The organism is Yinghuangia soli (genome assembly GCF_021502675.1).
Classification (GTDB): Bacteria; Actinomycetota; Actinomycetes; order Streptomycetales; family Streptomycetaceae; genus Yinghuangia; species Yinghuangia soli.
On sequence record NZ_JAKFHA010000008.1, the window covers coordinates 176,994 to 192,666 of the forward strand.

General features: G+C 71.4%; 9 protein-coding genes. 4 read left to right on the forward strand and 5 right to left on the reverse strand.

All coding sequences use genetic code 11. From position 1 onward, the window contains the following. Nucleotides 1-39: 39 nt before the first annotated feature. Together LZ495_RS16735 and LZ495_RS16740 are read right to left on the reverse strand one after the other, a co-directional pair. Nucleotides 40-2,409, reverse strand: a complete 2,370-nt coding sequence (locus LZ495_RS16735; RefSeq protein WP_235053016.1) for a glycoside hydrolase family 3 C-terminal domain-containing protein — start codon at nucleotides 2,407-2,409, stop codon at nucleotides 40-42. 139 nt (nucleotides 2,410-2,548) lie between these two features. Beyond that, nucleotides 2,549-4,267, reverse strand: coding sequence for a substrate-binding domain-containing protein (locus LZ495_RS16740; RefSeq protein WP_235053017.1), 1,719 nt, complete (start codon nucleotides 4,265-4,267; stop codon nucleotides 2,549-2,551). Between the two features lie 191 nt (nucleotides 4,268-4,458). On the opposite strand from LZ495_RS16740, the gene LZ495_RS16745 reads away from it, so the two are divergent. The 4 genes from LZ495_RS16745 (at nucleotide 4,459) to LZ495_RS16760 (ending at nucleotide 9,665) form a co-directional block, all read left to right on the forward strand. Then, nucleotides 4,459-5,988 carry an ABC transporter substrate-binding protein gene (locus LZ495_RS16745; protein WP_235053018.1) on the forward strand — a complete coding sequence of 510 codons (1,530 nt, stop codon included), beginning with the start codon at nucleotides 4,459-4,461 and terminating at the stop codon, nucleotides 5,986-5,988. A gap of 64 nt (nucleotides 5,989-6,052) precedes the next feature. After that, entirely contained in the window at nucleotides 6,053-7,033 is a 981-nt protein-coding gene (locus LZ495_RS16750) for an ABC transporter permease (protein ID WP_235053019.1), read from the forward strand. Then, nucleotides 7,030-8,802: a dipeptide/oligopeptide/nickel ABC transporter permease/ATP-binding protein gene (locus LZ495_RS16755; protein ID WP_235053020.1), complete on the forward strand. Its 1,773-nt coding sequence runs from the start codon at nucleotides 7,030-7,032 to the stop codon at nucleotides 8,800-8,802. Before LZ495_RS16750 ends, LZ495_RS16755 begins: the two co-directional genes overlap by 4 nt. Continuing rightward, a complete protein-coding gene (locus LZ495_RS16760; RefSeq protein ID WP_235053021.1) occupies nucleotides 8,799-9,665 on the forward strand; it encodes an ATP-binding cassette domain-containing protein in 867 nt (288 codons plus the stop codon). Before LZ495_RS16755 ends, LZ495_RS16760 begins: the two co-directional genes overlap by 4 nt. A gap of 75 nt (nucleotides 9,666-9,740) precedes the next feature. Here LZ495_RS16760 and LZ495_RS16765 read toward each other — a convergent pair whose 3' ends face one another. From LZ495_RS16765 to LZ495_RS16775, 3 genes are read right to left on the reverse strand one after another with little or no spacing between them, the layout of a single operon-like run. After that, nucleotides 9,741-10,811 carry a hypothetical protein gene (locus tag LZ495_RS16765; RefSeq protein WP_235053022.1) on the reverse strand — a complete coding sequence of 357 codons (1,071 nt, stop codon included), beginning with the start codon at nucleotides 10,809-10,811 and terminating at the stop codon, nucleotides 9,741-9,743. Next, nucleotides 10,808-12,496 (reverse strand): hypothetical protein, encoded by a 1,689-nt coding sequence (locus LZ495_RS16770; protein ID WP_235053023.1) that lies wholly within the window; start codon nucleotides 12,494-12,496, stop codon nucleotides 10,808-10,810. Before LZ495_RS16770 ends, LZ495_RS16765 begins: the two co-directional genes overlap by 4 nt. Beyond that, nucleotides 12,493-15,555, reverse strand: a complete 3,063-nt coding sequence (locus tag LZ495_RS16775) for a hypothetical protein (RefSeq protein WP_235053024.1) — start codon at nucleotides 15,553-15,555, stop codon at nucleotides 12,493-12,495. The genes LZ495_RS16770 and LZ495_RS16775 overlap by 4 nt, the downstream gene beginning before the upstream one ends. Nucleotides 15,556-15,673: the final 118 nt, after the last annotated feature.

Sequence of the window (15,673 nt, forward strand, 5' to 3'; positions counted from 1 at the left end):
GTGGCCGGGGGACGGAAGCCGGCCACCCCGCCGCCGTGATCACGCGGAGGCGTCCGCGATCTCCCTGTCGACGGCCGCCACCAGGGCCTCGAGGTCGGCCGGGGTGAACATCGCCCCCGCACCCGCGAACGCCCCGAACATCGCCAGCTTCCCGAGCGGCAGCCCGGCGACCATCTCGGGCAGCGACCGCTCGCCGCCGCCGCGTTCGGCGTCCGCGCCATCCGCCGGAGGCCGCATGGCCGCAAGCTTCTCCAAGAGCGGGCCCACCAGTTTGCCGCCGATCGGGTGGCCGAGCCATTCGCGCAGGCTCGACATCGCGGTGAGCGGGCCGAACACGCCGTCGCCGGGGAGTTCGACGCTCTCCCGGGCCCGGATGTCGCGGGACGAGAAGGCCGCGCGGACCTCCACTGTGCGCGCCTCGACCTTCCAGCGGTGCTCGGCCGCCGACCAGTATGCGAACGCCCGCTCGTCGAGGTGCAGCGTGATCGCCTCCGATTGCCCGGGCGCGAGAGTGACCCGGCCGAACGCCTTCAGTTCGTGCACCGGGCGGTCGACCGACGACGCCGGGTCGTGCACATAGATCTGCACGGTCTGGGTGCCGGTGCGAGCGCCTGTGTTGGTCACGGTGGCGGTCACCGTGCACGTATTGCCCGCGCCGCGCACCACGCTGAGCCCGGACAGCTCGAACGTCGTGTACGACAGGCCATGCCCGAACGGGTACGCGACCGGCGCGTTCAGGGAATCGAAGTAGCGGTAGCCCACGTACAGGCCCTCCGCGTACCGCACGTGCTGCTCGCTGCCCGGGAAGTGCAGGTGCGCGGGGGTGTCCGCGAGGCGCAGCGGCAGCGTCTCGGTGAGGCGGCCGGACGGGTCGGCGAGCCCGAACAGCAGCTCCGCGGTGGCACTGCCGCCGGCCTGGCCGAGCAGCCAGCCCTCCAGGAGGGCCGCGGCCCGGTCCTGCCAGTCGGCGACGGCGACCGCGGCCCCGTTGGAGAGCACCACGACGGTTGCCGGGTTGGCGGTGTGCACCTCGGCGAGCAGCGCGAGCTGGTCGGCGGGGATGTCGATGTGGGTGCGGTCGTGGCCTTCGGACTCGGTGCCGGCCGGAAGTCCGAGGAAGAGCACCGCGACCTCGGCGTCCCGGGCGGCCGCGACGGCATCCGCGACCAGGCCGGGGTCGGGGGTGCCGTCCAGGGCGAACCCGGGTGCGAAGGCGACGCGTTCGGGCCCGGCCAGGGCCGTGATGGCGTCGAGGGCGTTGTCGAGCCGGGTCGGCACCACGAGCGAGCTGCCGGAGCCCTGGTAGCGCGGGGTGCGGGCGAACTCGCCGATGACCGCGATGCGTCCGGTGCCGGCCGGGTCGAGCGGCAGGATGCCGTCGTTCTTGAGCAGCACCGCGCTCGACAGTGCGGCGGAGCGCGCGAGGCGGTGGTGCGCGTCGGCGTCGAAGACCGCGCCTTCGACGCGGGCGCCCGCGGTGCGCTCGATGAGGGTGACGACTCGGCGGGCCGCGGCGTCCAGTTGCTCTTCGGTGAGGCGGCCGTCCTCGACGGCGGCGACTATCTGCGCATCGGTGCCCGACGGCGGCATCTCGATGTCGAGACCGGCCGCGAGCGCCTTGACGCGATCCGCGACGGCACCCCAGTCCGACACCACGAGGCCGTCGAAACCCCATTCCCCGCGCAGGACTTCGGTGAGCAGGAAGTGATGCTCGCTGGCGTAGGTCCCGTTGACCTTGTTGTACGCGCACATCACGGTGAGCGGCGCGGCGTCCTTCACGACGTGCTCGAACGCGGGCAGATAGATCTCCCGCAGGGTGCGCTCGTCGATGTCAGCGCTGACCCGGAAGCGGTCGGTCTCCTGGTTGTTGGCGGCGAAGTGCTTGAGCGAGGTGCCGACGCCCTGCGACTGCACGCCGTGCACGTACGCCGCGCCGAGGCGTCCGGCGAGGAACGGGTCCTCGGAGAAGTACTCGAAGTTGCGGCCGCAGAGCGGCGAGCGCTTGATGTTGACGCCGGGGCCGAGCAGGACCGAGACGTTCTCGGCGCGGGCCTCGGCGCCGAGCGCTTCGCCGACGCGGCGCAGCAAGTCGGTGTCCCACGAGGAGGCGAGGCCGACCGCGGGCGGGAAGCAGGTGGCCGGGAGGCTGGTGCCCAGGCCGATCGGGTCGGCTTCGGCGGGCTGCTTGCGCAGGCCGTGCGGGCCGTCCGCGACCATGACCGACTCGATGCCCGCCGCCTCGACGCCTTGCAGGTGCCAGAAGTCCGCGCCCGAGGTGAGCGACGCCTTCTGCGCGGTGGTCAGCTCGCGGACCCCGGGGACCCCCGCGGTTCCAGCGGTTCCGCCGGATGCGATGGATGCGGCGGAGTCGGCGGGTCCGGCGGGTCCGGCGGCAGGGGTGTCGTGCATGGCAGCGCTCCTCGGGATCCACGGCCGCGTCCGGACAGCACGGAGCACGGCGGCCGGGGCGTGCCGCCCCGGAACCGACGTAATCGTTTACGAAAGCGCTTTGCGGCGCAAGACCCCGGGGCAGGGCGATTGCCCCGTTTCACCGCTCCTGCGGGGCCGCGGTGCTGTCCCGGACGACGAGTTGCGGCGGCAGCGCCACCAGCGGCGCGCCGTCGTCCAGGCCGTCGAGCCGGTCCAGGAGCAGCCGGGCCGCGGCGGCGCCGAGCAGGTCCAGCGGCTGGCGCACGGTGGTCAGCGGCGGGGTCAGGAGAGCCGCGATCTGGTCGTCGTCGAAGCCCACGACCGCAAGATCGCGGGGCACTTCGAGGCCGAGCGCGGCGACCGCGCGGTAGGCCCCGCTGGCCAGCCGGTCGTTCATGGCGAACACCGCGGTCGGCCGGTCGTCCGCGGCGAGCAGCGCGTGCGTGGCCGCGATGCTGGTCGCCGGATCGAGGAATGCGCAGGTGCGGACCAGTGATTCGTCCCACACGCCGGCCTCGGCGAGCACCGCGCGGGCGCCGGCCAGCCGGTCCCGGGTGGCGGGGATGCCGTCCTCGCCGGTCAGGATGCCGATGCGGCGGTGGCCCAGCGCGAGCAGGTGCCGCACGGCCGCCGCGCCGCCCGCCACGTTGTCGCACGCGACCGTGGGCAGGTCCATTTCGGCCAGCGGGTCCACCACGACCACCGGCCGGCCGGCGGTGGCCGGGGAGGCCAGGTCCTTGGCGCCGCCGGGCGGCAGCACGACGAGCGCGCCGTCGAAGCCGTGCCGGCCGAGCTTGTCCAGGACCGGGCGTACCCGGCCGTGCTGGTCCTTGGTGGTGCCGACCGCGAGGCTGTAGCCGTGGTCGTCCAGGGTCTGCGCGATGCCGGCCAGGATGCGGGCCGTGTACGGGGTGTCCAGCCAGGGGAGGGTCACCGCGATGCGCCCGGTCCGCCCGGACTTGAGCGCGCGGGCCACGGAACTGCCGGTGAAGCCCAGCTCCTTCGCGGCCTCGACGACCAGGCCGCGGGTGGCGGCGGAGACGCCCGGCTTGCCGTTGAGGGCGCGGGAGACCGAGGCGATCGAGACGCCGGTGCGGTCGGCGATGTCCTGGATGGTCACGGTGCGGCCCGCGTGCGGGGCGGTGCCCGGTGCGGTGTCCGCGGTGTCCGCCTCGGCGGCCGGGGCGTCCGCGCGTCCGGCCCGGCGGGCGACGGCGAGCGCCCAGGACTCCTCGGTGACCAGGCTCCGGAAGTACTGCCGCAGGTCGCCGGGCATGTCCACGGCGCCGGGGTCGAGCAGCCACTGGGTCTGCAGGCCGTCCAGCAGGGCGACCGTCGACCGGGCGGCCCGTACCGGGTCCACTCCGGGGCGCAGGTCGCCGCCCTCGGCGAGCTGCGCGAAGCCCTGGCCGACGTAGTCGCGGAACCAGTCGTAGCGCTGCTTGAAGTACTCGTGCGCCGGGTGCTCGGACGAGGTGGCCTCGGCCGACAGGACGCAGAACAGCTCGGCCAGACCGCGCTGCCGCGTGTTGTACTCGGCCAGCTCGACCACCGCGAGCAGGGCCCCCGAGCCGCGCAGGTCGCGGCCCGCGGAGAAGGAGCCGTCGATCTGCTCGCGATGCCGCAGGGCCTCGATGAGCAGCGCGCTCTTGCTGCCGAAGTGGTGCAGCAGGCCCGGCGCGGTGATCCCCGCGGCTTCCGCGATGTCGCGTACCGAACTGGCCCGGTAGCCGTCCCGGGCGAAGACCTTGAGCGCGGCGTCGAGGATTTCGCGGCGCAGCTCGACGCTCTTGCGGTACGGGCCGCGCTTGCCGGTGCCGCGCTGCTGGTCAGTCATGCCGGACATCTTGCCGTGCCGGTCCACGATGCCTCCTCGCTGCGCCTCCCGCCGGGCCCCGATCCGGAATCGCCTCTCACGAAACTCTATCGCTCGTTCAGAATTCGATGTTAGCCTCGCCGCCGCGCACCAGGAGCCCGCAGCGGCCGTCCCGGTGATCTGCGCGACGACCCTGTTCGAGGAGCGAATCCATGATGCGATCGACCCACCGGCCTGCCGCGGCCGCGGGCGCTGCGGCGCTGGCCTTGTCCCTCGCCGCCTGCGGGGGCGGCACCGGAGACGGCGGCACGTCCGGCGGCGGCGGGACCGCGCCGCGCCTCACGCTCGGCCTCAACGCGGCGCCCAAGAGCCTGCTGCCCACGGTGGCCGTCACCGGCGGCTCGACGCTGTTCTACACGCCGGTCTACGACACCCTCGTGCTGCTCGGCCCGGACGGGTCGCCGCAGCCGATGCTGGCCACCGAGTGGAAGTACGACGAGGCGCAGACCGTCCTCACGCTCAAGCTCCGCACCGGGGTGAAGTTCACCAACGGCGAGGCGTTCGACGCCGCCGCGGCCAAGGCGAACCTGGACCGCAGCCTCAAGGCCGGGGCGAACACCCAGGCACTCGCCGCGCTCGCCGAGGTCGCCGCGCCCGACCCGGCCACCCTGGTCCTCACGCTCAAGCAGAAGGATCCGGGCGTCGTCTCGGCACTCGGCACGTCGGCCGCGTACATGCAGGCCCCGGGCACCTTCGACAAGCCCGACGCGGCCACCAAGCCGGTCGGCACCGGACCGTACACGCTCGCCGACACCACCATCATCGGCTCGGAGTACGTGTACAAGAAGAATCCGTCGTACTGGAACGCCTCCGCGATCAAGTACGACGAGGTCGCCCTGAAAGTCCTCGGCGACCAGAACGCGATGCTCAACGCGGTCAAGAGCGGGCAGGTGAACGCCATCCAGATGGCCCCGGGCCAGAAGGACCAGGTCACCGCGGCCGGCTGGCAGGCCGTCGCCCAGGAGATCGACTTCGCCGGGCTGTTCCTCTTCGACCGCACCGGCAAGGTCAACCCGGCCATGGCCGACAAGCGCGTCCGGCAGGCGATCAACCTCGCGGTCAACCGCGAGGCGCTGCTCAAGGCCGTCGTCGGCGGCCTGGGAACGCCCACCGCGCAGATCTTCAACGACGGTGCCGGCAAGTCGCTCGACCCCGCCCTCGACACGCAGTGGGCCTACAACCCCGAGCGCGCCAAGGCGCTGCTCGCCGAAGCCGGGCAGAGCAACCTCAAACTCGTGCTGCCCACCACGCCGCTCGCCAAGACCCTCATGGACGCCGTGAAGCAGCAGCTCGGCGCGGTCGGCATCAACGCCGAACTCCAGGACGCCGGGCCGAACTTCGTCACCGACATCCTGGGCGGCAAGTACGCCGCCTCGTACTTCCAGTTCCAGGCCACCGACCCCTGGTACATGATGCAGTTCCTGCTGATGCCGCAGGGCGCGTACAACCCGCTGCACGCCGACGATCCGCAGCTGGCCGCACTGATCGACCGCTACCGCGCCGGCGACGCCGCCGCGCAGCAGGCCGTGCTCAAGGAGATCAACGCCTACGTCACCGACCAGGCGTGGTTCGCCCCCTGGTACCGCGTGCAGACCGTCTGGGCCGTCGACCCCAAGACCAGCGTGCAGCTGCTCAAGGGCTGGGCCTCGCCGTACGTGCTGAGCTTCGCCCCCAAGTCCTGATCCCGCTCCTGCGCGCGCCGCGCGGCCCGCAGGACACCACCCCGGTCTGCCGGGTGCCGCCGCCATGGCACCCGGCAGACCGGGCCGGACCAAGGAACACCACGTGCTGTCCTACCGGTTGCGGCGGACGCTGTCCGGGCTGCGCCAGCTCGCCGCGGCCACCGTCGTCTCCTTCCTCCTCCTCTACGCCGCATCCGGCGACGTCGCCCGCAACCTCATGGGCGAGAGCGCCACCCGGGAGCAAGTCGACCAGAAGGCCGCGCAACTCGGCGTGGACCAGCCCGTCTGGACGCAGTTCGCCGACTGGCTCGGCGGGGCGTTCCAGGGCGACCTGGGCCGGTCCTGGTTCACCGGCCAGGAAGTCACCGAGGCGATCGGCATCCGCTTCCCGGTCACCCTGTCGCTGATCGTCGGCACCACGGTGCTCACCGCCCTGCTCTCCGCGGTGCTCGGCGTCTGGGCCGGCACCCGGCGCGGCGGCGCGGACCGCTTCGTGCAGGTGCTGTCCGTGCTCGGCGTCGCGCTGCCCGGCTTCGTGGTCGCCCTCGTGCTGGTCACCCAGTTCGCGATCCGCCTCGAATGGTTCCCGGCCACCGGCTACACCCCGGTCGAGGTGTCCTTCACCGGCTGGCTGAAGTCCATCACCCTGCCGGTCGTCGCACTCACCTTCGGCGGCATGGTCTTCGTGACCCAGCAGCTGCGCGGCGCGGTCATCGACACGCTCCGCCAGGACTGGGTCCGCACCCTGCGCACCCGCGGACTCTCCTCGCGCCGCATCCTGTTCGTGCACGTGCTGCGCAGCGCCGCCGGCCCCGCCGTCTCCGTCCTCGGCCTGCACTTCATCGGGCTGGTCGGCGGCGCGGTCATCATCGAGCAGGTCTTCACCCTGCCCGGCCTGGGCCAGTACACGATCGGCGCCACCGCGTCCGGCGACCTGCCGGTCGTCATGGGCATCGTCCTGCTCACCGCGGTCGTCGTCTTCGCCGCCAACCTGGCCACCGACCTCGCCGTCGGCTGGCTCAACCCGAAAGCACGCCGCTCATGACCGCTCCGTCCGCCGCGGCGGAAACCGCCGCGCGCCCCGGCCTCGGCACCCGGCTCCTGCGCAACCCGCTCGCGGCCGGCTCCTCGCTGGTCCTGGCCCTCGTCGCGCTCGCCGTGGTCCTGGCCCCGTGGATCGCGCCGTTCGGACCGAACGAAGGCGACATCGCCGACGCCCACCAGTCCGCGAGCGGCTCCCACTGGCTGGGCACCAACGCCATCGGCGGCGACATCTACTCCAACCTGCTGCACGCCGGCCGCTACAGCCTCACCGGCGCCGCCCTCACTCTCGCCGTCGCCTCCGTCCTCGGCATCACCGCAGGACTGCTCGCCGGCTACTTCCGCGGCTGGTTCGAGAACGCCGCGACCGCAGTCATCGGCCTGCTCCTGGCGCTGCCCGGCATGATCGTGCTGCTCGCCGCGCGCGCCGCATTCGGACCGAGCCTGTGGACGTCGATGACGATCGTCGGCATCCTCGCCGCCCCGGCGTACTTCTGGGTGGTGCACGCAAGCGTGAGCGCTGTACGCCGCGAGCCGTACATCGACGCGGCGCGCGTCTCCGGGCTCTCCGACCCGCGGATCATCCGCCGGCACGTGCTCGCCGCGGTCCGCGGCCCCATCTTCATTCAGACCGCCGCGGTCGCGGGCGCCGCGATCGGCGTGCAGGCCGGCCTGGAGTTCATCGGCCTGGGCGACCCGAACATGGTCACCTGGGGCACGATGCTCAACGACGGGTTCAAGGACCTGTACGCCCACCCGATGCTGATGATCTGGCCCAGCCTCATGGTCAGCACGGTCTGCGTCGCCTTCACCCTGCTGGGCATCGGGCTCCGCGACACCACCGAGGGCGCCGCGGCCCCGCGCACCCGCCGGCGGAAGCGTCCGACACCGTCGCCGACGGCCGCCCGCACCGCGGACCGCGACGGCGCATTGCTCTCGGTGCGCGGCCTGCGCATCGGATACCCGCAGCCGGACGGCACCGTCACCGAAGTCGTCCGCGGCGTCGACCTGGATATCGCCCGCGGCCAAGTGCACGGCCTGGTCGGCGAATCCGGCTCCGGCAAGACCCAGACCGCATTCGCGGTCCTCGGCGTCCTCCCCGAACCCGGGCACATCACCGGCGGATCCGTCCTCTTCGACGGCACCGAACTCGCGGACGCGCACGAACGCACCTACGCCCCGCTGCGCGGCCTGCGCATCGCGTACGTCCCGCAGGAACCGATGAGCAACCTCGACCCGGCCTTCACCATCGGCTACCAATTGGCCGAACCGCTGCGCCGCCGCATGGGCATGTCCCGTGCCCAGGCCCGCACCCGGGCGCTGGAACTGCTGGACCGCGTCGGCATAGCCGACCCCGAAGGCACGCTGCGCCGCTACCCGCACGAGATATCCGGCGGCATGGCCCAGCGCGTCCTGATCGCCGCCGCCGTCGCCTGCGACCCGGACCTGCTGATCGCCGACGAGCCCACCACGGCCCTCGACGTGACCGTGCAGGCCGAGGTACTCGACCTGCTCCGCGACCTGCGCGCGGAACGCGGGATGGGCGTCCTGCTGGTCACCCACAACCTCGGAGTGGTCGCCGACCTGTGCGACCACGTCTCGGTCATGCGGGCCGGCGAGATCGTCGAATCCGCCCCCGCAGCCCGGCTCTTCGACGCCCCGCAGCACGCCTACACGCGCGAACTGCTGGCCGCGGTCGTCGACGACGAAGGCCCGGCCCGCCCCCCGCTGAGCACCCCGAACGAGCCCGTCCCCCGCGAGGCCGCCGAATGACCACCACCGCTACGAGCGCCGACGCGACCGCCCCCGGCGAGGTGCTCCTCGCCGTCGACGGCCTGCGCGTCGCCTACCCCGGCCGCGGCCTGCGCCGCCGCCCCACCGAAGTCCTGCACGGCGTCGACATCGCCCTCCGGCCCGGCGAGACCCTGGGCCTGGTCGGCGAATCCGGCTCCGGCAAGTCGACCCTGGGCCGGGCCATCCTCGGCCTCGCCCCGGTCACCGCCGGCACCGTCGCCTACCGCGGCCGCGACATCACCCATGCGCCCCGCGCCCAACGCCGGGAACTGGCCCGAGAGATCCAGGTCGTCTTCCAGGACCCGTACGGCTCCCTCAACCCCGCCCACACCATCGGCCGGATCCTCGAAGAGCCGCTGACCGCGGTCCGCGCCATGACCAGCACCGCGGCACAGGCGCGGATCGCCGCACTCCTTGACCGCGTCGCCCTGCCCGCGGGCGCCGTCCACCGACTGCCCCGCGAATTCTCCGGCGGCCAACGCCAACGCATCGCCATCGCCCGAGCCCTGGCCCTCGACCCGCGCGTGATCGTCTGCGACGAACCGGTCTCCGCACTCGACCTCTCGACCCAGGCGACCATCCTGGACCTGCTCACCGAGATCCAGGAGACCACCGGCGTCGCCTACCTGTTCATCTCCCACGACCTCGCCGTCGTCCGCCGCCTCGCCCACCGCGTCGCCGTCATGTACCGCGGCGACATAGTCGAAACAGGAACCGGCGACCAGATCACCGCCCACCCGGAACACCCGTACACCAGAAAGCTCTTGATGGCGTCCCCAGTGGCCCACCCAGCCCGCCAGGCCGAACGCCGCACAGCCCGCGCCGCCCTGGCCGAAGGCTGACGGCTCGGGGCCTGGACCCCTCCGACCGTGCTGCCCCTCGTATCGGCAACCCGGTGCGAGGGGCGTCCGGTTCATCTACAACCCCACGATCGGCGCGATCAGTTTGTCGAGCCAGCTCCGGGCGACCAGTACTCGGGCGCGGTAGTAGCTCGTCTGGTGCACACGGCTGGACGCCGGTCCGAAATCGGTCACCTTGGCGACTTCGCCGGCGGTGACAGGGCCATGCTGCTCGATTCGGGCGATCAGGTTCCTCGTGACGGGCGTGATAACGGTCTGGCCCAGTTCATGGTGGAGAAACACCAGGTCGGACGGATCGATGCGCCGCTCCACCTCTGTCCGGCCGTCCAGTACCACCGCGATGAGCTTCCTGGCGACGGCGAGGCGGGGCAGGAAGTCCCCGAACTGGCCCGCCACCCCGCCGAGCGCACGCTCCAGCTTCACTTCGACGGGCAGCAGGCCCCACCAGCCCTCGGGGTTCGGGGCGAGCCGGCCGAAGTCGGTGAACTCGCGGACGACCCCGTCCGATCCTTCGAGAGAGAACCTCACCACGCGCTCGGGCCGGCCGAAGGCCTGCGACACGATACGCGGCTTGCCGTCGACACCGCGCAAGGCCTGCGGCCCGAGCGTGAGGCCGGCGTTCATCAGGAGGACGAGGTCCGCCCCCAAGGCGTCCACGAACGCGACCAGGCCCGGCTCGTACTTGACCAGCCGCTCGAAGTACACCGAGCCGGCGACGTTGCTCAGCCAGCCGGTGAGGCCGGCCTCGAAATCGGCGAGGGAGGCAGCCCCGGTCTCCATGCGGGTGAGCCGGTCGGAGAGGAGCTTCGGAACCTCCTCATAGGTCCCGAGGCCGAAGTGGGCCGGTTCGAGGGGCGTTTCCCGCATCCGCTTGGGGACCTCCGCCCGGAGTATGGAGTCCACCTTGGCCAGGAGCGCGAGCCGGGCCGTCCGCTCCCGATCACTGGTGAGGAGGTCGAACAGCAACTTCCGGCGCTGCGGGGGTGTCGTCGGCTTCAGACCCAGGGCGCGTGCGGCGCCTTCCGGCGAGGCGCCGTGGTCGGAAAGGGCCTTGACGACGCGCGCGGACAGAGAGCCCTCCGCGTTCTTCCCGATCGCCGAGATGTCGGCCTTCGCCAGTCCGCTCACGGTTCGAGCAGCGTCTCGAGGTCGGAGTAGAAACCGCGGACGTGCATCAGCTCCCGGAACGGCGGCCAGGCGCCGGCAGCGGTGATCAGGGCGATCTCCAGGACGACGGACGCGGTGAGCTGCTCGCGGAAGTCGGTGCGCATGGAGAGGAGTTCACCGATGTGGGCGATCTCGGACGCGCTGCGCCGGTCGACCGCGGCGACCGCCATGGTGAGCCGGGCGTCGATCCGGTCGAGCTGGTCGAGCACGGCGAAGCACTGGAATGCCAGCAGACCGACGTTGAGATAGCCGGCCAGGGCGGTGAGCCACGAGCCGCTCGGAACCTTCAGCACCACGAACGAGAGCACGGCGGCAGCCTTGGCCAGGAGGCTCAGGAGTTCTTCCGCGAGCTCGCGGGTCCGCTGCTCGGCCGCGAGACGTCGCATCAGCTGCCGTCGGTAGTGGCTCCAGACCACATAGGTGAAGCTGTCCTTGGGGACGGTGCCGGTGGTGACGAGACGGTCGAGGACCGGCTCGGCGAGCATGCTCAGGCACCGGGCGCTGCCTCCCTTCTGGGTCAGCGCCACGTCGAGCACCCGGACTTCGGGCGACCGCGCCGCGTACTCGGCGGGCGCCGGGCGGTCCGGAGCCCAGTCCGGCAGAGCCTTCGCCACCCAGCCGCCGTGGCGCGGCAGGTCCCCGACGATCCGCTCCGGTTCGCTGCGGAACACGGCGATATGCGCTCCGACAGCCTGCTGCACTTTCCACTCGGTGACCGGCTCCTGGACGGTGGCGACGGCCATCGCCGCGAGCGGTGTGACGGCGTGGATGCGCTTGAGCAGTTCCTCCAACTCGGCGGACACCTGCACGGCCTCGGCATCGAGTTCCGTGATGCGCAGTGCAGTCGTGGCGTCGCCAGGGGAGTTGACCGCGCTGAATTCTTCGCCGCCCCAGGCCAGGGCATCGGCGTTGTGCTCCCGGCGCAGCTTGATCTCGCCGAGCCGCCGGCGCAAGGCAACAGCGTCGGGCATCGATTCCATCAGCCGGCGCAGCGGTTCCGGCTTGGTCAGCCGGTAGAACGCGGGGGTCGGCTGCCACCATGCGCCCGGGGACGGGTGCCGCCGCTGCCCGTGTTCGTCCCGGTTGCTCGGCTCGACGCCAAGTGCCGTCCAGGCCGCGTTGACGAGGTTGGCGCTGAGGTTCAACTGCACGACGAGATCCTCGGTGGCCCGCAGGTCGATCTCGACGAGTGCGGCGCGGACCCGTGCCCACAGACCGGCCACGGCGTACTCTGCGAACTCCCTGACCACGTCCCACGGATGCAGAACCCGGCTGGGGAATTCCTCGGCAGCCGCGTCCAGCCCGGCCTGCAGGGCCTGCACACCGGCCCAACCGTGCCCCGTGTAGAGGCGCAGTACCTGCTGGTCCAGCGTGGCGTCGTAGACGACGTCGACAGTACGTCCGTCCACGGTGACCGGATGTCGCGGGCGCGGGCGGCCCGGGACGGAACCGAGGGGAAGCCGCCGGTATCCGGACGCGAGATCGGCTTCGTAGACCGCGACCCGACGTCCCCAGTCGAGGCGTTGGCCCGCGGTCTGCCCCTTCCGCGCCTCGGCGCTCACGACGGTGGAGGAAACGAGGGCAGCATCGACGGTATGGCGACTGGGCCCCGGCACGAGATCGATGCCGTCCACTTCGACGCTCACGGGTTCTCGCCGTTCTTCTCGTCGGCGGCCGCTTGCGCGGCTTCGTCCTGCTCCGCCTTCGCGGCTTCGGCACGCTCCTTCCGGAGGTCGGGCAGTTTGTCGGTGCTGTCGTGCAGATACACCAGCGAGGTCGGCACCACGAAGGTCCACGCGGGTCCGTCCGGCGTCCCGCCGAGCCGGTCGTCGGTCTGCGCGCGCAGCTCCTCGTGCAGCGGTACGAACAGCGGGTCGCCGATCACCGGCGCCGGACCGCCGGACCAGGGCTCGCGGGTGGCGAGGTAGTGCAGCACCGCGTCCTCGTACGACGGGCTCACGGCCACGAGTACCCGCGCCATGCCGGCGCGGAGAAACGCGGTGAACGCGGGGTCGGCGTCGTCGGAGCGGCCCATGAGCTCAAGCCAGCGCGGCATCTCCGCCCAGAAGTACGGATAGAACAAATAGGACAGATGCTCCCACTCGAAGGCTTGCTCCAGGAACTGCACCATGCGGCCTTGGGCCCGCGCGGCGTCGATGTCGATGGCCGGCCAGTCGACCTCGTCGCGCGCCTTCGTCTCGACGCGGGCGGTGGTGGGCGGGAGCGGCAGGCCGGTACCCGGCTCCTGGTTCTCCTGGAACTCGAAGCGGGTGTCGACCGGTGTGACCTTGCGGGTCTTCATCGCGGTGGTGCGGGGCAGCAGGTCGTCCGCGCCGTCGGAGTCGAACTCCTTGGTGATCAAGGTCAAGCAGTGCTTCTTGATCTCTTCGTCCATGACCGCTTTGTCGGCCGCGTCGGAGGTGCCTTGGAGGACGACGGAGACCGTGGCCGACTTCAGCGTGGCGAGCCGATCGCGGTAATCGGCGAGCCGACGTTCGTACTCGGCCTGCCGGGCCTGGTTGACGGCGCGCGTCTTCTTCTCCTCGGCCGCTTTGACGACGGCGTGGACGTCCTGCTGCCACTTCTGGCGGCGCTGCTCGGTGAGCTCCAGATAGAGCACCGCGCTGGCGTCGTAGTAGTCGATCTCTTCCCAGAAGCGAAGGCGAAGGGTGGTGTCGTCGTCCTGGAAGACCAGGTCCTCTCGCGGAGCGACCGACTCGTCCAAGTGCCAATAGCCCACGTCCGGCCGCGTCTCCTGCCACACCAGGCGGTCCGCGATCTCCAGCGCCATCTGGTTCTTGGGTGCCTTGCTCTTGAATTCCCCGTACCCGAAGAAGTCGACACGCACCGCCCGGTAGCCCCCGATGCCGGCGCCGCGGCACTCGAAGACCTTCGAGTGGTCCGCCCCCGAGATCTCCTTCTCCGCGAAGTAGCGCGATCCGGTGACCAGGTCGCGCAGGGCGACCGTCTTGCGGTCCTCGGGCACCGGAAGCGCCTCCAGGTCGTACTCGGCGCGCAGCCCGCGGTAGCTTGCCGCGGTGATGGTCTCCGGTGCGGGGATGTTCGGCACGTCGTAGACGGGCGGATCCGGCGGCTGCGGCACGCTCAGCGCCGTCGTGAACGCGCGCAGCTTGGCATCCGCCCAGGCGGCAGCGGGCTGCGGCACGAGGAACTCGAACATCAGCCGCTTGCCGTAGTTGAAGACCTGCGCCTTGTAGACCTTGTCCACCCACCGGTACATGCCCGAGACGTGGCCGCCCGTGGAATTGGCGAAGACCTGCTTGTTGGACTCCTCGGTCTCGGTCAGCCGGGTCGTCGTGCGCTGGACGGCCGTCTGCGAGGCGACGCGGCTCACTGCCTTGTCGATGACGTCGCGCGCGAAGTTCCGCGAGGTCTTCGCGGTGTCCTCGGATGCCCTGTTGTAGGCGAACCCGGCGGTAAGTGAGGCGACGACGGGCGTGCCCTGGTACGTCACGGTGGCGTTGGCGGTGACCCCGAGCGTGGTCTTGACCACGGCCTCGGCCTCGTCCTTGACCTCGAAGCGCTGCGTGGACTGGACGTCGCGGGTGGTGTCCCGGCTCCCTGACTCGCTCGCGGAGAAGGTGTCCTCGGCGCGTTCGGTCCGCCGGTGCCGGCGGGTTTTGGACTCGCCGCTCAGCACGTTGTGGATATGCGAGATCTCGCCCGGCCGGTACGCCACCAGCCACTGCCGCACGACCTTCAGGTCGCCGACCCCGATCGGCTTGATGGCGTTGAAGGGCCGCAGATAGCGCAGGAGCCGCGCGAAGACCGGGTGGATGACCGGGGTGGCGGTCAGATGGCGGCCCAGCGCCGACGTGTCGCCGATCAGCGGGAAGCCGGGCACGGCCGACCTCAGGTCCCAGCCGCGCAGGCCCGGATGGTCTTCCTCGAGCGCGGCCAGCAGGATCTGCTCGTTCCTGGTCGCCGTCCCGCGGGCCTGGATCCGCGCCACCGACAGGTCGACGGCAAGGGCTTCGAGCACATGCAGCGCGCGGAGCCCGTCGATGATGCGTTCCAAGCTCACCGTGGCCAGGCGGCGCAGCACGTACAACAGGTAGAGGGTATCGAAGAGCCGATGCTTCGCGGCGGCGAAGTCGTCGGTGTGCGCACCGGACGGTGCGAAGACGATGTCCGTGAGCGGCGCGCCCAGAAGCTTCTCCAGCCGCTCGACGAGCCTCGGCAGGTCGGGGTCGGCGCCCTCGGCTGCCAAGACGTCCAGTACGCGGCCGAGCCCGGCCAGCAAAGGCAGCGGGGGCAGCAGATCCAGCCGGTCCGGCAGGACGTGGATCCTCCCGTTGCGGACCACGGTCGCGTAGCGGTCCAGTTCCTCCCACTGAAGCGGCTGCGAGGACGACCCGCGCGTGGTCAAGCCGCTCCCGCGGCAGGGGTCCGCGCACGGAGGCACCAGGTCGAGGACCTCGTCGAGAAGCAGCGCGAGCCGCTCTGCCTCGGTCTGCTCGGCGGCCTCGGGAGCGCAGGCGACCCTGCTGAAGACCAGGTGGCCGATCGCCGATCCGCCGGCCTCCGTGTGCAGGTCGCGCGGTTCGCGGCGGACGGCGGTGTCGAAGCTCCGGTAGGTGTCGTCGTGGATGTAGTGCATCCGAAGCGTCCCGCTGTCCACGGAATCGGGAGGACGCACGACCATGAAGTCGAACACCGGCTCCTGGCCGGTGCCGCCGCTCATCTCGTCACTCCACCGGGGCGGGACATCCTGCCGTACTCGATCGACTTCCGCGATAGGACCATGGCATCCGCCTTTGCCCTCAAGGGAGTTCGCGCAAACAGGACATCTTTACCGTAGA